The organism is Streptosporangium roseum DSM 43021, from assembly GCF_000024865.1.
Classification (GTDB): Bacteria; Actinomycetota; Actinomycetes; order Streptosporangiales; family Streptosporangiaceae; genus Streptosporangium; species Streptosporangium roseum.
Genome location: NC_013595.1, coordinates 6,069,813 through 6,090,137, shown reverse-complemented (window position 1 = coordinate 6,090,137; position 20,325 = coordinate 6,069,813). Strand labels below are relative to the sequence as shown.

The 20,325-nt window shown below is 71.4% G+C and carries 20 protein-coding genes and 1 riboswitch; of the genes, 2 read left to right on the top strand and 18 right to left on the bottom strand.

Annotated features, from left to right (window positions below; translation table 11 throughout):
- Positions 1–62 precede the first annotated feature (62 nt).
- The 9 genes from SROS_RS26830 to SROS_RS26790 all read right to left on the bottom strand — a co-directional run bounded on the left by SROS_RS26830 (position 63) and on the right by SROS_RS26790 (position 8,882).
- Entirely contained in the window at positions 63–722 is a 660-nt protein-coding gene (locus tag SROS_RS26830) for a DUF47 domain-containing protein (RefSeq protein ID WP_012892057.1), read from the bottom strand.
- Positions 719–1,699: an inorganic phosphate transporter gene (locus SROS_RS26825; RefSeq protein ID WP_012892056.1), complete on the bottom strand. Its 981-nt coding sequence runs from the start codon at positions 1,697–1,699 to the stop codon at positions 719–721. The genes SROS_RS26830 and SROS_RS26825 overlap by 4 nt, the downstream gene beginning before the upstream one ends.
- Positions 1,699–3,537 carry a 3D-(3,5/4)-trihydroxycyclohexane-1,2-dione acylhydrolase (decyclizing) gene (gene iolD / locus SROS_RS26820; protein WP_012892055.1) on the bottom strand — a complete coding sequence of 613 codons (1,839 nt, stop codon included), beginning with the start codon at positions 3,535–3,537 and terminating at the stop codon, positions 1,699–1,701. The genes SROS_RS26825 and iolD overlap by 1 nt, the downstream gene beginning before the upstream one ends.
- Positions 3,534–4,382, bottom strand: coding sequence for a 5-deoxy-glucuronate isomerase (gene iolB / locus SROS_RS26815; RefSeq protein ID WP_012892054.1), 849 nt, complete (start codon positions 4,380–4,382; stop codon positions 3,534–3,536). Before iolB ends, iolD begins: the two co-directional genes overlap by 4 nt.
- On the bottom strand, positions 4,379–5,260 hold the full coding sequence (locus tag SROS_RS26810) for a class I fructose-bisphosphate aldolase (RefSeq protein ID WP_012892053.1): 882 nt from the start codon (positions 5,258–5,260) through the stop codon (positions 4,379–4,381). The genes iolB and SROS_RS26810 overlap by 4 nt, the downstream gene beginning before the upstream one ends.
- The gene (gene iolC, locus SROS_RS26805; RefSeq protein ID WP_012892052.1) at positions 5,253–6,215 is read right to left on the bottom strand and encodes a 5-dehydro-2-deoxygluconokinase; all 963 of its coding nucleotides are present in this window, start codon (positions 6,213–6,215) and stop codon (positions 5,253–5,255) included. Before iolC ends, SROS_RS26810 begins: the two co-directional genes overlap by 8 nt.
- Positions 6,212–7,057 (bottom strand): TIM barrel protein, encoded by an 846-nt coding sequence (locus SROS_RS26800; RefSeq protein WP_012892051.1) that lies wholly within the window; start codon positions 7,055–7,057, stop codon positions 6,212–6,214. The genes iolC and SROS_RS26800 overlap by 4 nt, the downstream gene beginning before the upstream one ends.
- Positions 7,054–8,025, bottom strand: coding sequence for a Gfo/Idh/MocA family protein (locus SROS_RS26795; protein WP_012892050.1), 972 nt, complete (start codon positions 8,023–8,025; stop codon positions 7,054–7,056). Before SROS_RS26795 ends, SROS_RS26800 begins: the two co-directional genes overlap by 4 nt.
- 113 nt (positions 8,026–8,138) lie before the next feature.
- Positions 8,139–8,882, bottom strand: coding sequence for a GntR family transcriptional regulator (locus SROS_RS26790; RefSeq protein ID WP_012892049.1), 744 nt, complete (start codon positions 8,880–8,882; stop codon positions 8,139–8,141).
- Between the two features lie 214 nt (positions 8,883–9,096).
- On the opposite strand from SROS_RS26790, the gene SROS_RS26785 reads away from it, so the two are divergent.
- The gene (locus SROS_RS26785; RefSeq protein ID WP_012892048.1) at positions 9,097–10,266 is read left to right on the top strand and encodes an ABC transporter substrate-binding protein; all 1,170 of its coding nucleotides are present in this window, start codon (positions 9,097–9,099) and stop codon (positions 10,264–10,266) included.
- Between the two features lie 274 nt (positions 10,267–10,540).
- Here the strand turns inward: SROS_RS26785 and SROS_RS26780 are convergent, their stop codons facing one another.
- The 4 genes from SROS_RS26780 to SROS_RS53980 all read right to left on the bottom strand — a co-directional run bounded on the left by SROS_RS26780 (position 10,541) and on the right by SROS_RS53980 (position 13,128).
- Entirely contained in the window at positions 10,541–10,987 is a 447-nt protein-coding gene (locus tag SROS_RS26780) for a DUF6640 family protein (protein WP_012892047.1), read from the bottom strand.
- Positions 10,988–11,107: 120 nt separating this feature from the next.
- On the bottom strand, positions 11,108–12,211 hold the full coding sequence (locus SROS_RS26775; RefSeq protein WP_012892046.1) for an FAD-dependent monooxygenase: 1,104 nt from the start codon (positions 12,209–12,211) through the stop codon (positions 11,108–11,110).
- Between the two features lie 34 nt (positions 12,212–12,245).
- Positions 12,246–12,998 (bottom strand): siderophore-interacting protein, encoded by a 753-nt coding sequence (locus SROS_RS26770; RefSeq protein ID WP_012892045.1) that lies wholly within the window; start codon positions 12,996–12,998, stop codon positions 12,246–12,248.
- A gap of 1 nt (position 12,999) precedes the next feature.
- Positions 13,000–13,128 carry a hypothetical protein gene (locus SROS_RS53980; protein ID WP_281047962.1) on the bottom strand — a complete coding sequence of 43 codons (129 nt, stop codon included), beginning with the start codon at positions 13,126–13,128 and terminating at the stop codon, positions 13,000–13,002.
- Between the two features lie 106 nt (positions 13,129–13,234).
- Here SROS_RS53980 and SROS_RS26765 point away from each other — a divergent pair, with 106 nt between their 5' ends.
- Entirely contained in the window at positions 13,235–14,017 is a 783-nt protein-coding gene (locus tag SROS_RS26765) for a TetR/AcrR family transcriptional regulator (protein WP_012892044.1), read from the top strand.
- A 294-nt stretch (positions 14,018–14,311) separates the two neighbouring features.
- Here the strand turns inward: SROS_RS26765 and SROS_RS26760 are convergent, their stop codons facing one another.
- The 5 genes from SROS_RS26760 to SROS_RS26740 form a co-directional block, all read right to left on the bottom strand.
- Positions 14,312–15,586, bottom strand: a complete 1,275-nt coding sequence (locus tag SROS_RS26760) for a phytase (RefSeq protein WP_012892043.1) — start codon at positions 15,584–15,586, stop codon at positions 14,312–14,314.
- 329 nt (positions 15,587–15,915) lie between these two features.
- Positions 15,916–16,827, bottom strand: a complete 912-nt coding sequence (locus SROS_RS26755; RefSeq protein WP_012892042.1) for a LysR family transcriptional regulator — start codon at positions 16,825–16,827, stop codon at positions 15,916–15,918.
- Between the two features lie 43 nt (positions 16,828–16,870).
- A complete protein-coding gene (locus tag SROS_RS26750) occupies positions 16,871–17,896 on the bottom strand; it encodes a (2Fe-2S)-binding protein (protein WP_012892041.1) in 1,026 nt (341 codons plus the stop codon).
- Between the two features lie 42 nt (positions 17,897–17,938).
- Positions 17,939–18,126, bottom strand: a riboswitch (cobalamin riboswitch).
- Between the two features lie 17 nt (positions 18,127–18,143).
- Positions 18,144–19,052, bottom strand: coding sequence for a YihY/virulence factor BrkB family protein (locus SROS_RS26745; RefSeq protein ID WP_012892040.1), 909 nt, complete (start codon positions 19,050–19,052; stop codon positions 18,144–18,146).
- A gap of 301 nt (positions 19,053–19,353) precedes the next feature.
- Positions 19,354–20,310 carry a siderophore-interacting protein gene (locus SROS_RS26740; RefSeq protein WP_245564284.1) on the bottom strand — a complete coding sequence of 319 codons (957 nt, stop codon included), beginning with the start codon at positions 20,308–20,310 and terminating at the stop codon, positions 19,354–19,356.
- Between the last annotated feature and the right edge of the window lie 15 nt (positions 20,311–20,325).

Below are 20,325 nucleotides of genomic sequence, written 5' to 3'. Positions count from 1 at the left end.
GGGTTGGCGAGGACCGACGCGGTGCGCGGCCCGTCGGCTTCCTCAGTGGCATCGCTTGGTCATCAGTGGCTCCGTTTGAGCATCGCGTCGGCGAGCGCGTCGGCCGCCTCGCCGAGCCGCCGGCCCACCGCGTCGAGACGCGACAGCAGCTCGCGTCCGCGCAGGGTGTCCATCTCCAGCGGCCCGGTGAACAGTTCGGTGAGCCGGGTCTGGTAGAGCTGGCGGACCCGGCTGCAGGCTTTGCGTGTGGCCAGCACGGCCACGGTGACCGAGCCGGGATCCTCGATCATCTTCAGGACGGCGGTCTCCAGCTCGTCGAGGCCGTCGATCACCGCCTGCAGCGGCTCGACGGCGAAGCCGAGATCCTCCGGTCCGAACAGGTCGGTCTCGCGTACGTAGTCGCGCAGGTGGTCCAGCACGTCGTCGATCGACCGCGAGATCCGGAACAGGTCCTCCCGGTCGACGGGGGTGGCCAGCACCCGCCGAAGGACGCGCACCAGCTCGCCCCGCGCCGCGTCGCCCTCGTGCTCCACCTCGGCCATCTGGGTGCGCGCGACCGACCGTTCGATCTCGCCGGTCGCGGTCGAGCGGGCCAGTACGGCTCCCGCCCGGACGACGGCGACCTGGTGGCGGACCAGGTCGACGACCCGCCGCCCGGACCGGCCGCGCACATCGTCCCAGGCCCGCAGGAACCGCCGGGCGCGGCCGTCGGCGCCGCTCACAGCAGCCTCAGCGCGAGCCCGGCCAGGCAGCCCAGGGCCATCGACGACGGCAGCGTGACCAGCCATGCCGTACCCATGTTCATGACGCTCTGCCATCGCACTCTCCTGGCTCCCTCACTGGCTGCTACGCCGACGACTCCGGCTGTGATCGACTGGGTCATGCTCACCGGACTGCCCAGAGCCGAGCTGCCCAGGACGGCGCCGGTGGCCGCCGTCTCGGCGGAGACGATGTGCAGCGGCCGGGTGATGACCAGGCCGCGGCCCAGCCGCTCCCCGACACGGGTCAGGCTGGTCAGGGCCCCGGCGAGGAAGAGCGCCACCAGGACGGCCATCCACGCCGGCGGCACCTCGACGGGGCCGACCCCGCCCAGCCCGTCGCGGCCCACGTCGACCGCGACGCTCACCACCGCGATCATCTTCTGGCCGTCGTTCACCGCGTAGGCCACGCACTGGGCCGCGTAGGCCAGCAGGTGGGCGGCGAGCACGAGCCGGGGCATCCGGCGGTAGGACGGAACCCTGCGCGACAGGGTCCCCAGCAGGTAGCCCAGGGCCAGGCCGACCAGGGGCGCGCCGGCCCCGATCGCCAGGACCGCGCCCAGACTCGACCACGACACCGGCAGGCCGGCGCCGAACCCCGCGCCGGTGATGCCGCCGATCACCGCGAGCGTCAGGCTGGTCGGCAGGCCCCTGCCGGTCAGGACCGCGACCACGACCACCGCGATCACCACCCCCGCCAGGAACGCCGTCGCCCCGCCGCTCGTCCCCAGCCCCGCCAGCCGCTCGGTGAAGGTCCGGGCGACCGCGATGCCCAGCAGGTACGGCCCGGCGAAGAGCACCACCACGAGAAGCGAGGCGATCGCCCATCCCGGCGAGCGGGGGAACCTGAGCCCGAGGCCGAGGAGCGTGGCTCCGTCGTTGGCCCCGCTGATCAGCACGAAGAGGATCGCCACCGTGGCGAACGCCAGCGTCCATCCCATCAGAGGTAGGGCCGCTGGTCGCGTTTGTGGTCTTCGTAGTGCCGGCGCACGGTCCTGACCTCGGGCAGGCTCGACACCTCGGCCACCGGCACGTCCCACCAGGCCGTGGTCTCGGGACTTGGGCCGGGGACGGTCTCGACGTGGACGACCGTGGTGCGCGTGGACGCCATGGCCTTGGCCAGTGCGGTCCGCAGCGTGCCGGGGTCGTTCGCCGTCAGCACGTCGGCGCCCAGGCTGGCGGCGTTGGCGGCCAGGTCCACCGGGAGGAAGGCCCCGTCGAGCTCGCCCGAGGGGCCGCGCATCCGGTAGGAGGTGCCGAGCCGCTGGGCGCCGACGGATTCGCTGAGGTTGCCGATGGAGGCGAAGCCGTGGTTGTCGACCAGCACCACGACGAGTTTGACGCCCTCCTGCACGGCGGTGGCGATCTCCTGGGCCATCATCAGGTAGGAGCCGTCGCCGACCAGCACGAACACCTCTCGCTCCGGCGCGGCCAGCTTCACCCCGAGCCCGCCGGCGATCTCGTATCCCATGCAGGAGTAGCCGTACTCCACGTGGTACTGGCCGGGGTCGGTGGCCCGCCACAGCTTGTGCAGGTCGCCGGGCATGGACCCGGCCGCGTTGACCACCACGCCGCCCTCGGCGGCCTGGTTGACGATTCCCAGCATCACCGGCTGGGTCAGCTCCGTCCCCCCGTAGGCGCGCTCGATCTCGGCCTGCCAGTCGCGGGTCAGCTCGGTGGCTCTGGCGCTCCAGGCGGGGTCGGCGTTCCAGTCGCCGGGCTCCAGCGCGTCCAGCGCCTGGCGGGCGTCGGCGACGAGCATCTGGCCGGAGTGCTTGGCCGCGTCGAAGGCGGTGATGTTGATGTTGAGGAAGGCCGCGCCGGCGAACAGCGTGCGTGAGGCGGTGGTGAAGTCGCTGTAGCGGGTGCCGATGCCGATGACCAGGTCGGCCTCGCGGGCCAGGGTGTTGGCCGCGGCGCTGCCGGTGTGGCCGATCGCGCCGGCGGCGTACGGGTGGTCGTACGGCACGGCGCCCTTGCCTGCCTGGGTCTCGGTGACCGGGATGCGGTGGCGGGCGGCGAAGGCGGCCAGCTGATGCGAGGCCTGGCTGTGTTTGACGCCGCCGCCGGCCACGATCAGCGGCCGGCGTGATCGCCGCAGCAGGTCCTGGGCGCGGGCCAGCGCGGCGGGTTCGGGCACCGGGCGGGCCACGTGCCAGACGCGCCGGCGGAACAGCTCCTCGGGCCAGTCGTAGGCCTCGGCCTGGACGTCCTGGGGCAGGGCCAGGGTGACCGCGCCGGTCTCGGCCGGGTCGGTCAGCACCCGCATCGCGGCCAGCAGTGCCGAGGGCAACTGCTCGGGGCGGTTGATCCGGTCGAAGAAGCGGCTGACCGGCCGCAGGGTGTCGTTGACGGTGACGTCGTAGGAGCGGGGGTCTTCCAGCTCCTGCAGCACCGGGGAGGCGGCGCGGGTGGCGAAGACGTCGCCGGGCAGCAGCAGCACCGGGATGCGGTTGATGGTGGCCAGGGCGGCGCCGGTGACGAGGTTGGTGGCGCCGGGCCCGATGGAGGTGGTGCAGGCGAAGGTGGTCAGACGGTCGCGGGTACGGGCGTAGCCGACGGCGGTGTGCACCATGGCCTGTTCGTTGCGGGCCAGGTAGTAGGGCAGGGCCGCGTGGGTGCCGGCGCCCTGTTCGGCGAGGGCCTGGCCGATGCCGGCGACGTTGCCGTGGCCGAAGATGCCCAGGCATCCGGCGATCAGCCGCTGCTCGGCGCCGTCGCGTTCGGTCCACTGCTGGGCGAGGAAGCGCACGAGCGCCTGGGCCACTGTCAGTCTCATGAAGCGTCTCCAGGGGATCCGCCACGGGCGTCCGTGACGCGACGCGGCAGGCGGGGGTCGACCACCTGGTCCGCCCAGGAGGAGCGGATCCAGGCGTGATTGGGATCGTCGCAGAAGGCCATGGACCGCTGGGGGGCGGGCCCGGCCAGCACGTTGAGGTAGTACAGGTCGTAGCCGGGGGCCGCCATCGACGGGCCGTGGTAGCCGTGCGGGACCAGCACCACGTCTCCGCCCGCCACCTCGGCCAGCGTGTCGTGGGTGCCGTAGACCCGCTGGTAGCCGGGGCCGCCCTCGAAGTAGTAGATCTCCTCCAGGACGGCCTCGTGCTCGGAGGCGGTGTCGTGCTTGTGCGGCGGGTAGGACGACCAGTTGCCGCCGGGGGTGAGCACCTCGACCGCGACGAGCTTGTCGCAGTCGAAGGCGTCCGGAGCGCAGAAGTTGTTGACCTGGCGGCTGGCCTGGCCGGCGCCGCGGACCTCGACCGGGACCTCGTGCGCCGGGCCGTACCGGATGGGAAAGCGGCGGGTCGCGCGGGCGGCGGGGAGTGCGAAACGGCCCGTGCCGGTGATCCGGGCGGACGTCCTGATCGGCAGGTAGGCGAAGTCGGTCACCGCGTCGAAGACCGACGTGCGCCCGGCCAGCGGCAGCCGCAGGCCGTCGGCGGTGACCTCGCACGAGCCCGACAGGGGGAGGACCAGCATCTCCTCGTCACCGGTGGCGAACTCCACGCTCCCGCCGGACAGGTCCACGACCCGCAGTCCGGCATAGGTCCACCCGGCCGACTCAGGAGTGATCTTCACCGCCCACGGGGCGTCGGCGGCGGTGCCGCGGGGAATGTGCGTCATGAGGTCTCCAGCAAGCTCACGGCGGTGTCCACGGACGCCGCCACGTCGTCGCCGGGCGGGTAGAGCAGGGCCCGGCCGACGACCAGGCCCCGCACACCGGGCAGCCGCAGCGCCTTGCCCCAGGAGTCGAAGACCCGGTCGGGCGCCTGGGTGGGATCGCCGCCGAGCAGCAGGGTCGGCAGCGTGGTGGCCTCCATGACGCGTTCCATGTCCTCGATCACCGGGATCTTCAGCCAGGTGTGCGCGGAGGTCGCGCCGAGTGCCTGGCCGACGTTGATGGCGTGGATCATCCCTTCCGGGGACAGGTCGTGCCTGACCGCGCCGCCGACCCGCCGCGACCAGAACGGCTCCATCATCGCCATCAGGCCGTGCGAGGCCAGCTCGGTGATCGCCCTGGCGCAGGACTCCAGGGTGGCGGCGGTGACGGGGTCGTCCAGGCCGATCCGGCAGAGCATCTTGCCGCCGTCCAGCCCCATCCGGACGATCGAGGCGGTGTCGTAGGCGGTGAAGCGGTCGTCGAACTCGAACGCCGAGCCCTGCACGCCGCCCCGGTTCATCGACCCGATGACGAGCTTGCCCTCCAGGGCGCCGAGCAGCAGCAGGTCCTCGACGATGTCGGGGGTGGCCAGCAGCCCGTCCACGCCGGGCCTGGCCAGGGCGGTCGTCAGCCGGTCGAGCAGGCCGGCGCGGCTCTCCATGGCCATCGGGCGGTCACCGACGCCGAGCGCGCCGCGCGCCGGGTGGTCGGCCGCGATGATCAGCAACTGGTCGCGGCCGGCCAGCAGCGGCCTGCGCCCGCGCGCGGCGGCCGCCTCGGCCACCCGCTCCGGATATCGGGCCCGGTCGTCGAGCAGCCGGCGGTAGTCCTCCTCACGCATGTGCGGTCTCTCCTCTGGGAGACTCACCCGACAGGACGTCCTCGATCTCGTCGAGGGTGGGCATCGCCGGAGCGCACGCCAGCCGCCCGGCCACGATCGCCCCCGCCGCGTTCGCGAACCGCAGCGTCCGCTCCAGCGGCCAGCCCTCCAGCAGGGCGTGACACAACGCCCCACCGAAGGCGTCCCCCGCCCCCAGCCCGTTGACCACCTCCACCTCCACCGGCGCCACCTCCACCGTCTCCCCCGCGCGCATCCCGACCACCCCGGCCGACCCCCGCTTGACGATCGCCAACTCCACCCCCGCCTCCAGCAGCAACCGGCCCGCCTCATACGGATCCCGCGTGCCGGTGGCCACCTCCACCTCATCCAGATTGCCCACCGCCACCGTCACCTGCCCCAGCGCCCGCTGTACCTGCACCCGCGCCGCCCGCGCATCCGACCAGAACATCGGCCGGTAATCCAGATCCAGCACCGTGTGCGCCCGCCGCCCCCGCGCCCGCCACGCCGCCCAGTGCGCCCCCCGCGACGGCTCCTGACACAACCCCGTCACCGTCGCCCACAACAACCGGCACCCGGCCACCGCCTCCAGATCCAGCTCCCCCGCCAGGATCTCCAGATCCGGCGCCTTCGGCCAGCGATAGAAATACAGCGGGAAATCCTCCGGCGGCCGGATCTCACAGAACGTCACCGGCGTCGGCAGCCCCGGCACCGCACTGACATACCGGTCATCGACCCCGTACTCCCGCAACGCATCATGAACGAACAACCCGAACGGATCGGCGCCGGTCCGGGTGATCACCGCACTGGAACGGCCCAGCCGCGCCGCGGCCACCGCCACGTTGACCGGACTGCCGCCCAGATACTTGCCGAAGGTCTCCACCCGCCGCAGCGACACCCCCACCTGCAACGGATAGATGTCCACCCCGACCCGCCCCATGGTCAGCACGTCGGTCACGCGAGGCTCCCCAGGAAGGCCACGCTCGTGCGGACGTCGTGGAGGGGGCCCGCGCCGCCGGGCGGCTCGGAGCCGAGGATGACGTCCTGCTCCATGACGTACCAGCCCGCGTATCCGGCGGCGCCCAGACCGGCGACGATGCCGGGGACGTCCACGTCGCCGCGGCCGAGCGGGCGGTAGATCCCCGCCTTCACGGCCTCGGTGTAGGACAGCTCACCGGACCGGACCCGCTCGGCGAGGGCGGTGTCGACGTCCTTGAGGTGGACGTGCGCGATCCGTTCGGGAGTCTCGCGGACGAGGTCCATCGGGTCGGTGCCGCCGATGAGCAGGTGGCCGGTGTCCAGGCAGAGCGGGACCGCGCTGCCGTCGAGCACCCGCTCCACCTCGTCCTTGGTCTCGACCATGGTCCCGACGTGCGGGTGCAGGGTGACCAGGTGGGCCGTCTCGCGCCGGATCCTGTCCAGGTTGCCCAGGAGCGTCCGCCAGCCCTCCGCGTCCAGTGAGGGACGCGCGTCGTAGCCGTCGGCGCCGGTGGCGGCGGCCAGGACGACCACCGTCTCCTCCTCGAAGGAGGCCAGCGCGGCCCGCAGGCCCGGCAGCGGGTCATGGCCGGGGTCGTGCAGGACGACGGGGACGAAGCCGCCGACCGCGCGCAGGCCGTACCCGTCGAGCAGGCGGGTGCGCTGCTCGCGTTCCGGGGGCAGGAAGCCGTCGGGGCCCAGCTCGGTGGCCGTCAGGCCCAGCTCCCGCATCTCGGCCAGCACTCTTTCCCGGGTCATCTGGTGTCCCCAGCCCGGCACCTCGCACACGCCCCAGGAGATGGGAGCCGCGGCAATTCTCACTTGGTCACCTCCAGGAGACGGACCGGACGGTCGGCGCGACGGGACAGGTCCGCCGCCTCGGCGATGTAGAGGGCGGCCAGGGCGTCCTGGACCGTGCAGGGACTCTCGCGCTCGCCCCGTGCCGCCGCGAGGAACGCGCTCATCTCCGCGATGTAGGCGGCATCGAACCTGGTGACGAAGTCCGGCCACGGCTCGCCCGGCGGCTGCAGCCCCTCGGCGCTGGTGAGCGGCGCGCGCGGGTCGAGGCCGACCGCCCGGGTCCGCAGGGTGCCCGCCAGCTCCATCCGCACGTCGTAGCCGGCGCCGTTGTAGCGGGAGCCCTGCAGGGTGACCAGCGTGCCGTCGTCCAGGGTGAGCAGGGCGGCACTGTTGTCGACGTCGCCGGCCTCGGCGAAGAACGCCTCGCCCCGGTTGGAGCCGGTCGCGTAGACGCTCTCCACCTCGCGGCCGGTGACCCAGCGCAGGATGTCGAAGTCGTGGATGTGGCAGTCCCGGAAGATGCCGCCGGACATGGGGACGTAGCCGGGGGCCGGGGGCGCCGGGTCCGCGGTGATCATGTGCACCCGGTGCAGCGCGCCGAGCTCGCCGCTCCGCAGCGCCTCGCGCGCGGCCGTGTAGCCGGCGTCGAAGCGGCGCTGGAAGCCGATGTGCACGACCGTCCCGCTCCGTTCGGCGGCGTCGGCGACCCGTATCGTCTCTGCGACGCCGGGCGCCGCGGGTTTCTCACAGAAGGCCGGCACCCCCAGGTCGCAGGCCCTTACCAGCAACTCCGCGTGGGTGGCGGTGGGGGTGGCGATGACGACGGCGTCGGCGTCGAAAGGGTCTCCGACGCGGGCCTTGAGCCGTCCGGCCACCTCCTCCGCCCTGCTCTGGTCGGCGTCGGAGACGACCAGCTCGTCGACAAGAGCAGAGAGGGTGGCAGCGTGAAACGCGCCTATACGACCAAGGCCCAACAAGCCCACACGCATGATGACTCCTCGTCCAGGGGCCTCCAGTTCTAGATGAACGGGAGGTAAACAGTCAAGACTTTGTCCTGACATTCGGACTATCTATCATCATCACCAGTGCGGGGTTCCGGGAGTCAGCGCTCCACTAGGGTGACCTCCAGCGAGTAGTGGGAGGCGCGGTAGACGTGCGAGCCGTGTTCCACGGCCCTGCCCTGGTCGTCATAGGTGGTGCGGACCATCGTGAGCAGGGGACAGGAGCGGCGCTCCTCCAGCAGTCCGGCCTCCGCGGGAGTGGCGGCGCGGGCGCCGATCCGCTGGTTGGCGACCCGCATGCGGATCCCGGTCGCGCGGAGCAGCTCGTAGAGCCCGCGCTGCTCCAGGGCCTCGGCCGACAGGTGCGCCGGCCCTGCCGGCAGCCAGTTGTGCAACAGGGCCAGAGGTTCCCCCAGGGCGTATCTGAGCCGCTCCAGCCGGAGCACCGAGGCGCCCGGCGCGACCCCCAGGGCGGCGGCGACGTCCTCTTCGGCGGCGACCGTGGCGATGGACAGCACCCGGGTGACCGGCTCCTGCCCCGCCCTGCGCAGGTCGTCGTAGAGGCTGGTGAGCTCGACCGCCCGTTTGACCTGGCCGTGCACGACCTGGGTGCCGACGCCGCGCTTGCGGACCACCAGGCCCTTGTCGACGAGGTACTGGATGGCCTGGCGGACCGTCGGGCGCGACAGGCCCAGGTGGTCGGCGAGCTGGATCTCGTTGTCGAGCCGGGCGCCCGGCAGCAGTTCGCCGGACTGGATCGCCTCCGCGATCCGCTCGGCCACCTGGAAGTAGAGGGGTACGGGGCTCGACCTGTCGAGGTCGATGTCCAATCTCGTCACAGTCACGGTCAGACATTAATGGACATCAGGATGTCTTAACCAATACCAGGTTACCGTCCGCTCGCTGGCATGTGACGGGATCGTGTCGAGTGCTGCACGAAGGTAAGAATGTCTTGACAAATAGTTCACATGACGTTCATCGTTGAGCGCACTGCACCGCCGGATCGGGGCTCTGAGCGGCGCATACGATTCCTTGAGAGGCAAGAGGAGTGACGCCATCGTGAGGCGTACCCGGAAGATCATCCCTGCGGCGCTGCTGGCACTGGCCGTCGCCGCGTGCGCACCCTCCACGGGAGCCGACGCCCCATCCGGGACGACGGCGGCCAAGCCGCTGCCCGGCCCCTCGGTCGACGCGGCCTTCGATCTCGACACCCTGGTCGCGGCCGCCAAGAAGGAGGGCAGCCTGCTGGTCTACGACTCCAGCGGCGACATCGAGGAGGTGGCCAAGGCCTTCACCGACAAGTACGGCATCGCGATGGAGGGCGTGAAGTCCGACACCCCGCAGACCGCCGAGAAGATGCTCAGGGAGCACGCCGCGGACAACGTGACGATCGACGCTGCGATGTACGAGGACGGCGGGGTGCTGGTCGGTCAGCTCATCCCGCAGGGCGTGGCGCAGACCTGGGTGCCCGCCGACCTGAAGGACCAGATCCCGCAGGAGAACCACAACCCGCTGCTCGCGCTGTCGAAGGCCACGGTCTTCGCCTACAACACCAAGCTGTCGCCCGACGGGTGCCCGGTGAAGAACGTGTGGGACCTGACCGAGCCGGAGTGGGCCGGCAAACTGGTGATGCAGGATCCGCTGGGCAAGCCGACCGTGCTGTCGTTCTTCACCCAGCTGGACGCCCACGGCAACCAGGCGCTGGAGCAGGCCTACCAGGCGAAGTACGGCAAGGCGCTGGAGACCAAGGAGAAGAGCGCCGCCTACGAATGGATCAAGCGGATGTCGGTCAACAAGCCGGTGCTGACCGGCTCCGACGAGGACATCTCCGGTGCGGTGGGCGCGCCGAGCGCCACCGACAAGAAGATCGGCTTCATGTCGATCTCGAAGTTCCGCAACAACGAGGACAAGGGATACGCCCAGGCGACGTGCTCGGCGATGACGCCGTTCGTCGGCTTCAGCTATCCCAAGTACGTCGCCATCGCCGCCAAGAGCAAGCATCCCAACGCGGCCAAGCTGTACGTCCACTTCATCATGACCGAGGAGGGCGTCAAGCACGAGATCGGTGAGGGCGGCGTCTCCGGCAACAGCACCGTCAAACCGCTGGTCACCCCGCCCGGCCTGGACGACTGGAAGTCCCAGCTCTTCCACACCGACCCCAAGGTGCTGCTCGGCGACCTCCAGAACCGCCAGACGGTCTCCGACTTCTGGCGCGTCAACCACGGATGAGCCGATGACCGGGGAAGCCCCCGGCGAGCCGGGCTTCCTTCGCCGCCCGGGGAGGCGCCGGCGGAACGGGGCCGGACCGTCAGCGGGAAACAAGGGGGCGCCGCCGGTCGGAAGACCGGCGGCGCCCCCTGCTGGCGCGTCTCGGTATCCGGGGGAGGACGACCGGATTCACATCGCGGACCGGCTCCGGGAGGAGGCGTCGATCCGGACGATCGCGCGCGTGCTGGGCCGAGATGCTCGACCTGGTCAGGTCACTGGGCCTGGTGAGGGCGGCTCACAGCTGAGCGGCGGAGCCGTCAGGCATGCGCCAGGCCGCCGCTGCCGCACCGAGCAGGGCCACGATCAGGACAAGCGCCATGAAGACCTGTCCGTGCAGACCGAGGACGAAGACGGTCCGATCGGCGAACTCCGGATCGTAGGTGGCGGTGCCGGGGAAAAGGAGCGCTCCGAACATGCCGAGCCAGGGAGTGGCCAGGATCGCGGCGGCGCAGAGCAGCCGCGCGCGCATGTTCCGGCCCTGCCGTACGGCGAGCATCAAACCGATAAGGCCGAGGAGCACCGTCATCACCATGTACTGGGCGTCGTGGAACTTCGCGTGGGGCGGCCAGCCGGCGTTGAAGGCATGCTGGGCCGCCAGGTCGGGGACGACCAGATCGGCCAGCACCGCGCTGACCATCGTGATCACGCCGACGGAGGCGATCAGGGCCCGGGGGAGGGGCATGGGTGGTGACCTCTCTGACTTTCGGGGGTTCAGTGGCGTTCCGCGATGTGTTCCGTCTCCGGAACCCGAGCCCCGCCGGTTGGAACGCGGGCGGGTGAGGCGCCCATGCGGCCGGGCGCCTCAGATCGTCCAGGTGTAGGCGGGAGTGAGTGAGCGGCCGAAGACCGAGTTGGGAAGAAGCGGGAGAGCCGCGTCCCGCAGGCCGGTCAGCGCCGCGGACGTCCAGTGCGCGGCAGCACCGGCCTGGCGGGAGCGGCGGACGATCATTTGGGTGCGAGGGCGGCGGACGCGGTCGTATGCCTCCAGCCCCGCGCCCACACCCAGCGTGTCCACGGCGGCCGCGAGTGTGACCGCGTCCTCAAGTGCCTGGCAGGCGCCCTGCCCCAGGTTGGGGGTCATGGCGTGCGCGGCGTCACCGAGGATCGCGACCTTCCCGGAGACGTAGGTGCGCAGCCTCGGCAGCTCGTAGGTGTCGTGTTGCAGCACCGCGTCCTTGCGCGCGGAGTTCAGCAGCGCGGGGATGGGGCCGTGCCAGCGCGCGAAGCGTTCGCGCAGCTCGTCCAGGCCGCTGCGGGAGCCGATCGGGGCGTTGGCCATCATGTAGCAGTAGACGCGGCCGTCGGGCATCGGCACATGCCCGAACCGGTCGCCACTGCCCCACGTTTCCACGCCTCCTTCGACGGGTTGTGGCGGAGCGATGAGGCGCCAGGTGGTGTATCCGACGTAGCGGGGTCCGGGGACGCGTGGCCAGATGGATCGCCGTGTCACACTGTGCACGCCGTCGGCGCCCACCACGAGATCTCCGGTGGAGGTGCCGCCGCTGTGGGTCACCGTGCCGTCGGACCGCACGTGGTGCACGCCGGTGCCGGGTCGCAGAGCCTCAGCGGGCACGGCGGCTCGCAGCAGGTCGACCAGGTCGGCCCGGTGCACCGTCACCCATTGCCCGAACCGGCGTTTCAGGTCGTCGATGTCGTTGCGGATCAGCCAGCGTCCGCTCTTGTGCCGGATGCCGGCGGGCGGATCGGCCGGCCCCCTGGCGCGCAGGTGATCGCCCAGACCGAGCGTGTCCAGCGCGCGCAGCCCGTTGGGCTGTACCGCCAGCCCCGCGCCCACCTCGGTGAACTCGGGTGCCCGTTCGAAGACCTCTACCTGCCAGCCACGCTGATGGAAGGCGGCGGCTGCGGTGAGCCCGCCGATGCCGCCACCCACGATGATCGCTTTCACTGCCGAGTCTCCCGTGTGGTCGTCGTGGGCCGGGTCAGTGCAGGCCGCGCTTGCCCGGTGTCCAGAACGGCTTGACCGTGATGGAGGTCCGCGGCCAGTTGCGCTCGCGGACGAGAAAGTCGCGCACCAACTGGCAGGTCCTGGCCTCACCGGCCACGTAGGCGGCCCCCGCGTTGCCCGGCAGGTCGAGCTCGGCGACCGCCGCGAGCAGAACCCGGGAGGAGGCGGCCGGCGCGCCATGGCGGTGAACGCGGCGCAGTGGGCGGGTTCCCGGCATGGGCAGGTCGTGCTCGGAGGCCTCGCTCTCCAGGATCCCGTACACCTCGGCTGAGGCTCCCAGTGCCCGGATCATCGGCCCGAAGGCGGCGCCGGCGGTCTCCTCCCCGATGAACACGTGGTAGGCCGCCTCGCGGGTGAAGAAGTCACCCTGCGGCCACCAGAAGGTCACCGCCTCTCCGGGCCGCGCCTCGTGCGCCCACCTCAGCCCGATTCCATCGCCCCCGTACAGGTGGACGCGCAGTTCGAGTGTCCGTCGCTCGGGTGAGAGGTCCCAGATCGTGTAGGTGCGCAACGTCTCGGAGGGGCGCAGGATGCCCGACATCGACAGCGGATCTTTCAGTTGGATCCTGATGTGCTGGCCGGGGGTGTACGGGAAGGCGATGGGCTGGTCGGTCTCGAGCCGGATCCGCCGCATCGTGGGCGTGACCGGCTCGACGTGAGTGATGGTCGCCGGAACGGCGTATTTGCCGAAGACACCGGCGAGCGGGTTACGCGTTGTTCGCGGCATGTCAGAAGTCCTCGCGCTTGCCATACGGCCCGCGCGGGCCGCGCCGTACGTGAGCGGACCTGGACAGCCGCCACCACGTGGCCGCAGCCGGCAGCACTGCCGCGAGAAGAATCCACCACCGTGATTCCATGTCGTCTCCTACTGCCTCTAGATTTACTTAGAGGCATTAAGGAAACATAGATGGTCTAGGATGTCAATGGCGGCAAGGCGAGGAACGGAAGACGGAAGAGGGGCCGATGATGGCCGAACGCACGACCACCGGCCGGCGGGAGAGGCTGCGCCAGGCCACCTTGGAGGAGATCCACGCGGCCGTGCGCAGGCTGCTGGTCACGCAGGGATCGGCGGCGGTGACCATCAACGCGGTGGCCCGGGAGATGGGCATGAGCGGCCCGGCTCTCTACCACTACTACGCCGGCCACGACGACCTGGTCGGCGCGGTCACCGCGGACTTCTTCCGCGAGCTGGCCACCGCGATGGAACAGGCCCGGGACGCCCACGCCGACGCGCAGGTCGGCGAGCGGATACTGGCGGTCTGCCGCGCCATGCGCGCCTGGGCCATCGCCCACCCGGCCGAGTTCGGCTGGATATTCGCCAGCCCGATAGCCCCGCCGAACAGGCAGCGGGACTCGGCGCGCCACCAGGCGGCGCAACGTTTCGAGCAGGTCCTGCTGGACCTGACGGTCGAGCTGTGGCGGACGCGGGGGTTCCCGGCGCCCGACCTGGTCGATCTGCCCCCGTCGCTGCGCGAGCAACTGACCGCCTACTCCGCCGGCATCGACGGACGGCTACCACCCGAGGCCGTCCACGTCTTCCTGACGTGCTGGATCAGGCTGTACGGCCTGCTGTGCATGGAAGTCCTGCACCAGCTGGACTTCGCCTACTCCGACCTGGAACCCGTCTTCGAGGAATGCCTGCGCGACCTGGCCGGCATGCTCGCGCTGGACCACTCCGGCCGGCCGTTCCCCCGGGCGAGGAGTTCCGAAGCGGTCAGTGATCCTGGACGGTCAGAGACCGGGTGATCGACGCACCGGTCCTGTGGTTCTGCCAGGTCACCGCGGGCCGTACGGCCGCCACCCGGCGTGGAAGCATCAACGGCCTGCTGCGCCAGTACCTCCCCAAGGGGCGGCCCCGTCCGTCCACGGCCGGGAGCGGCTCGACGCCGTCGCCGCCGGATCGGACGCCGGACCGCGAAAGACGCTCGGCCGGGATACCCGGCCGAGCGTCTCGCTATGTTTCCCGCCACCAGTAAGTGATCACTGTGGCGCGGCGAACCCTGGAAAGCGCCCCGTCGCGGCCGGGGGCTTCACCCGTTCTCAGTCGCGGGGGTCCCAGCCGTCGGTGTCGATGTCCAGGTCGAGCCCGTCGGCGATGCCTTCCCAGCCGACGAACTTGAAGTTCGTGTTCTCCCGGTCGGGCACGGCCGGCGTGTTGGCGCCGTCGTGCGCGATGAACAGGCCCTCGTCGAAGTCGCCCAGCGGGACGTTCAGCACGGTCGAGCCGTCGCTGTGCTCGACGCCGTCGACGCTGTTGTGCGTCCCGATGCGGAACTGGCCGAGGTAGGCGTTGGAGCCCTCCTTGCGGTAGGCGGCGAAGGTGTTGTCACCCTGGCTGGAGGCCAGAAGGTAGCCCTTCTGGTCGTCCCGATAGTAGATCGTGAGGCCTTCGGCGTCGGCCGACAGGTGCTGGCCGCCGTAGCCGGGGTCCACGCCGGGCGTGCACTCCTCCGTCGCCGGGTCGTAGGTGGCGGGAACGCCGTAATCGCGGACCTTGTCCATGAGCGTCGGCGTCCCGGTGAGGTCGGCCCGCATCCGCCAGATGCCGACGTCCTCCTGGGCCGCGTAGAGCACGTCGGTCTGCTGGTCCACGACCATGCCCTCGACCTGCGGCGTCCTGCCCGGCTCGTCGCAGGGCGTCCAGCTCTGGCCGTTCGGCAGGGCGAACGACGCGGGCAGGTCCAGCGTCCTGACGACCTGGTAGCCGACCTTGCCGTTCGGCTTGGGAAGAAGCTTGACCAGGCCGATCGAGGTCGTGTGCCGGCGGCTGACCAGCGCGTAGGTGCCGGTGGAGTCCTTCCAGGTGGTCAGGCCGTACGCCGTCTCCCCGTCGTTGACCTGCGGCTGGGTGGTGTTGAACACGAACGGCGCCGCCGGGTCGGTCACGTCGGTCAGCTGGCCCTGCGCGATGGCGTAGATCCGGAGCTGGTCCCGGCCGCGGTCGGAGACGACCGCGAGGTCCCGACCGCCGAAGCCGTAGGTGACGTCGACGTTGTTGAAGCGCCCGCCCTCGTCGTCGGGCCCCGGCGCCGCGGGGGCCGGCAGGTGCTGGAGCTGCTCGGCGTCAAGGTTGTAGACGTAGAGACCGCCTTCCTTGGCCGTCGCTATCACCAGGCTCTTGCCGGACCTGGAGGGATGGACCCAGATGGCCGGGTCGTCGCCGTTGGCGTTGCCGCCCGCCTCGTCGTCGAACAGGGCGGGGGTCTCCACCTCGGGATCCGCCGACGGGATGCTCTGCCCCGAGGCCGGGACGGACAGTGCTCCTACCAGTGAGCACGTCAGGGCTGCCAGGAAAAGCCTGGGCAGGGGACGCATTGCGCCTCCTCGTTTGGGGGGAAGGTGTTGCACAAGAACGTAACTATGAATTTACGACAAAGCAATAGTACATCCTTATGTCATGACATAACGATGTACTGGATGCGAACGACCGGCGAACGGCCGCGGGCGATCGGGTGCTTCCAGGCCAGGTCAGGCCGGGTCCGGCGGTGCCGGAGCGCCCGCGCCCGGCTTGTGCCCATGCCCGCTCGTGACCGTGCCCGCTCGTGACCGTGTCTGCTCGTGACCGTGTCTGCTCGTGACCGTGTCTGCTCGTGACCGTGTCTGCCCGTGCCCGTGCCCGTGCCCGCTCGGGCCGTGCCGGGGTCTCAGCGCAGGGCGTTGCGCATCTGGGCCGAGGCGTCGCGCAGGTAGTCGATGAAGGAGCGCAGTGCCGGGTTGGGGTTGGTCGGGCGGACGGCGGCGCCGATCCTGCGGAAGAGGCGGGGGCCGTCCAGCCGGCACACCTGGATGCCCGCCGCGCCCTGCGCGCCGAGGCTGGGCACCAGGGCCACCCCCAGGCCCGCCCTGACCAGCCCGAGCGTGACCTCGTAGTGGTCGCTGCGGCAGCGGATCATCGGATTGAACCCCTCCAGCGCGCTGGCCCGTTCCAACACCGACACCGGCGTGTCGGTGCCGTACGTGGTGATCCACGGCTCGTCGGCCAGGTCGGCGAGCCGTACCCGCTGCCGCTGCCCCGCCGGATGGCCCGACGGCACGACCAGGAGTTGCGGCTCGTCGAACAGGTGGGCGACCTCGACCCCCTCCGGCGGCTTCCAGGGGTCGAGCGCGTGCTCGAAGACCACCAGGATGTCGAGCGCGCCCCGCTCCAGGTCGGGCAGGAGCTCGTGCGGCTGGCCGAGCACCAGGTCGAGCTCCACGGCGGGGTGGCGGGCGGTGAAGGTCGACAGCGCCAGCGGCAGCAGCCGGTATCCCGCCGAGGCGAAGAACCCGATCCGGAGCTGCCCGGCGTCGGCCCTGGCCTGCGCCAGCAGGTCCTTCTCCGCGGCCTCGATGATGTCGAGCACCTCCTGGGCCCGGGTCGCGAGCCGCCGCCCGGCCGCGGTCAGCCGCAGGCTCTGCGCGCCCCGCTCGACCAGGCCCACCCCGGCCTCCTCCTCCAGTTTGGAGAGCTGGTGGGACACGGCGGACGGCGAGAGCCGCAGGATACGCGCGGCTCCCGCGATACTCCCCGTCCTGAAGACCTCAAGAAGCACCCGCAGGCGGTGACTGCTCAGCACCGTTCCAGTATCGGCGCAGGCAGCGCGGCCGCGGAGCCGGGGGTCACGGGGCCGCTCCCGTCTGTCGCAGGGCCCGCGCCCACTGGTCGTGGCGGATCTCGTGGGGCAGCAGGACGCAGTCGCCGCACTTGCCGCCGCCGGGCAGGCGATAGTAGAGGCAGCAGCTGCGCCGGACGAAGAAATGACGGCCGGGAGCCGGCTCGGCGAGGTCACCGGTCCCTTCCAGAACTCCGAGGGCCAGCAGCTCGCGGCTGAGCGCGGCGGCCCGGGGGGCGAGGTCCGGCCGCTCGCGCGCGACGGTCGTCAGGGTCCCGGCCAGCGCGGAGGCCGCGTTGCCCCACAGCAGCCGCGGGGAGATCGGAGTGATCTCCTGTACGGCCCGCGCCACCGGTTCGAGCAGCTCGGTCATCACGTTGCGGTAGACCAGCTCGGCGACCCGGCCGGGACCGGTGACCTCCCAGCCGGCCGGACGGGCCGTCCACAGGGGGAGCGGGCCGCTCGCGGTGGGCCGCCAGTGGACGCGTGCCGGGGCGAGGTCAGGCAGGACACCCCGGACGGCGACCGCGCCGACGACCGGTGACCAGAGCCGGGCGGCCAGCCCCTGGAACAGGATCGAGGCGGCCACCCTGGTCTCGCCGGTGCCCAGCCGCCGCCCGACGTGGCCGGTCCAGGCACGCAGGGCGCCGAGGTCGGCGTGGAGCGCGGTGAGCGGGCGCCAGCCCGGGTCGGCCTCCTCCGCGGGATCCGTCGAGACGGCGAAATACGGGCCGAGGGCCGACACGTCGGCCAGCGCCCCGCTCACCACGCGGGTCTCCGCGGGGCGGAGCCCCCGTGGACGCCGGGCCGCCGCCTGCCCGGCCCATTCCGTGAGCTCGGCCGGCGAGGCGAACCAGTGGCCCTCACCGTCGAAGGCCGCCTCGTAGCCGTCGCCGGTCGCCTCCACGGCCAGGTCGGCCGGGCCCGCGGTGACGGTCTTCCAGCCCTGGTCCGCCAGGCAGCGCATCAGCGGCGGCAGGTGGGGGCCGACGGCAGTGACGCGCGCTGTACCGGCTGATCCGCCGTGCGGCATGAGAAACGTGCTCCTCTCTCGGGGAGATCCGCCCCGTTCCGTGAGGAGGCGACCGCGTGAGTCTCCTGGCTCTCGGGTCGATGCTCGTCCCGGCCTTCCCGCACCCGCGGTGGCCTGCCCGGGATCCGCTCGCCGATCACAGTGGCGGGACCGCGCCGGATTCACACCGGTTTCCTCGTTCCGCCGTCGCCTTCCCGGCCATGCTCGCACAGCTCGCATCCGTAGCAAAGCCGGGCGAGGGAGGGGGTCACGTCAAGGCGGCCGGCGCGGGCGGGCGGCGGACGGCCAGGTCGACGATGTCGCCGGTGGTGGCGGTGGCGGTGAGCGCGGCGGCGAACAGGATGAGCTGGTTGAGGAGCTTGAGGAAGGCGAGCAGCGCGACGGCGCCGGCCACGACCTGGTAGGCAGGGTTGGCCGCGGTGATCTCCAGATAGAACTGGCCGATCGTCTTGAGGACCTCCAGCCCGAGGCTGATGAACAGGGCGGGCCCGAGCACCCGGCGTGGCGGCAGCCGCAGCCTCGGGGGCGCGGTGAGCAGGGCGACCGCCAGCAGGGTGTTCACGCCGAGACCGAGCACGAACGCGACCGCGGCCAGCAGCCACTGCGTCGGGGTGTCGTCGACGCCCACGGTGTGCACCAGCAGCCAGTTCAGCAGCGACTCGGCGGCGAAGGCCACCGCGAGGGAGGCCGACAGCAGCGCCCCGAGCCCGGCCAGCACGCCCAGGTCGATGAGCTGGCGCAGCAGGAAGCGGCCCGGATACTCCTCTATGCGCCAGATCGCCCTGATCGCCGACCGCAGGGTGTCCATCCAGAACAGGCCGGTGATCGGCAGGCCGATGAAGGCGATCACCCCGGCCGTGCTCCTGGCGTCACGCAGCGCCTGCACGTCGAGGCGGGGGAAGTTGTCGGTGAGATACCGCTGCACGGTCCGTATCACCTGGGGATCGTCCAGGACGTGCCCGATGATCGAAAAGCTCAGCAGCGCGAGCGCGAACAGCGCGAAGAACGCGTAGTAGGTGAGAGCGGCCGACAGCCGTCCACCGTCCGCCTGGTCGTAGCGCGCGCCGGCGCGGACCAGATGGTCCAGCCAGCGGTGGCGGTGGCGGGCCCCGGTCCACAACGCCGCGACCCGCCCAGTGAATCCCGTGACCGTCATGCACCGGTCACTACCCGGAGCGCACCGGACTACCGTCGGCGCCGATCACTCGTGAAGCCGACCACTCGTGAGACCGGCCGCCCCTGGAAGGCCTGCTGTCCGCGAGACCGGCTTCCCGAGGTCGGCTGTCCGTGAGGCCGGCCGTCCCTGGAAGGCCTGCTGTCCGTGAGACCGGCTTCCCGAGGTCGGCTGTCCGTGGGAGCCGCCATTCGTGAGAGCCGCCACTTGCGAGAACGGCCGCTTGTGAGAACGGCCGTTCGTGAGAAACGGCCGTGACCACTCGCCGGTGACGCCGCGGTGCTCAGTCGCTCTCCGCGCGCCCCAGCCGCCAGTAGCCCATGAACGCCACCGACGAGCGGTCGATCCCGGCCTCCTGCACGAGGTGGCGGCGGAGCAGCTTGACCACGCCGGCCTCACCGGCCAGCCAGGCGTAGAGGCCGTCGCGGCCCGAGACAGGCGGGACCTCCCACAGGATCTCGGTGTCGACGTCGACGTCCTCCAGCGGGTCCACCACGTCGCCCCGCACGGTCATCTCGCCGACGGCGTCGCGGACGGCCGGGACGAGCAGCTCACCGTGGCGGGCTCCCTCCCGGGGCAGCCAGGTGACCTCCACGCCCGGCCGTACGTCGAGGGGGAGCACGTCGGCGCTCCGCGGCACCTCCAGCAGGACCGTGGCCCGCACGTCGCCGGAGAGGCTCTCGGCGATGGTGGCGATGGCGGGGACGGCGGTCTCGTCACCGGCCAGCAGCAGGCGCGTCGCCCCGGCCGGCGGAGCCCACTCCTGACCGCCGGTGGGCCCGGGGCAGGCCGCGTTGGGGCCGATGACCACGGCACGGTGGCCGGGGGCGGCGTAGGTGGCCCAGCGGGAGGCGGGGCTGGCGTCGCCGTGGAGCACGAAGTCGATGTCGAGCTCGCGCTGCCGGGGCCGTACGGCGCGCACGGTGTAGGTGCGGATCGGGTTGCGCAGCTCCACCGGCAGCGCCCGCCACCGCTGGTACCAGCCGGCCCCGTCGCTGACGGAGGCGAAGCCGCCGTCGGGCAGCGGGAGGGCCAGCTTGATCCGCTGGTCGAAACCGTTGTCGGCGAAGCCGGACAGCTCCTCGCCGCCGAAGGTGACCCGGACGAAGCTCGGGCTGAGCCGCAGCGTCCGCAGGACCCGGACATGGAAGGCGCGGTAGGCGGGGATCTCCTCGACGCGCTCTACGGTCTGCTCACTGACGGCTGTCATCGTGCTGCTGCCTTCGCTCGGGAACGTCATCGCGAGCAACTTAGC

Bases quoted from the DNA above. Each gene is read 5' to 3' on its own strand.
- SROS_RS26780 (WP_012892047.1), bottom strand. From the start codon at position 10,987: ATGCCCCTCCCCCGGGCCCTGATCGCCTCCGTCGGCGTGATCACGATG.
- iolB (WP_012892054.1), bottom strand. From the start codon at position 4,382: ATGACGCACATTCCCCGCGGCACCGCCGCCGACGCCCCGTGGGCGGTG.
- SROS_RS26750 (WP_012892041.1), bottom strand. From the start codon at position 17,896: ATGCCGCACGGCGGATCAGCCGGTACAGCGCGCGTCACTGCCGTCGGC.
- SROS_RS26770 (WP_012892045.1), bottom strand. From the start codon at position 12,998: ATGCCGCGAACAACGCGTAACCCGCTCGCCGGTGTCTTCGGCAAATAC.
- iolD (WP_012892055.1), bottom strand. From the start codon at position 3,537: ATGAGACTGACAGTGGCCCAGGCGCTCGTGCGCTTCCTCGCCCAGCAG.
- SROS_RS26795 (WP_012892050.1), bottom strand. From the start codon at position 8,025: ATGCGTGTGGGCTTGTTGGGCCTTGGTCGTATAGGCGCGTTTCACGCT.
- SROS_RS26745 (WP_012892040.1), bottom strand. From the start codon at position 19,052: ATGACGGTCACGGGATTCACTGGGCGGGTCGCGGCGTTGTGGACCGGG.
- SROS_RS26810 (WP_012892053.1), bottom strand. From the start codon at position 5,260: ATGCGTGAGGAGGACTACCGCCGGCTGCTCGACGACCGGGCCCGATAT.
- SROS_RS26825 (WP_012892056.1), bottom strand. From the start codon at position 1,699: ATGGGATGGACGCTGGCGTTCGCCACGGTGGCGATCCTCTTCGTGCTG.
- SROS_RS26765 (WP_012892044.1), top strand. From the start codon at position 13,235: ATGATGGCCGAACGCACGACCACCGGCCGGCGGGAGAGGCTGCGCCAG.
- SROS_RS53980 (WP_281047962.1), bottom strand. From the start codon at position 13,128: ATGGAATCACGGTGGTGGATTCTTCTCGCGGCAGTGCTGCCGGCTGCG.
- SROS_RS26740 (WP_245564284.1), bottom strand. From the start codon at position 20,310: ATGACGTTCCCGAGCGAAGGCAGCAGCACGATGACAGCCGTCAGTGAG.
- SROS_RS26760 (WP_012892043.1), bottom strand. From the start codon at position 15,586: ATGCGTCCCCTGCCCAGGCTTTTCCTGGCAGCCCTGACGTGCTCACTG.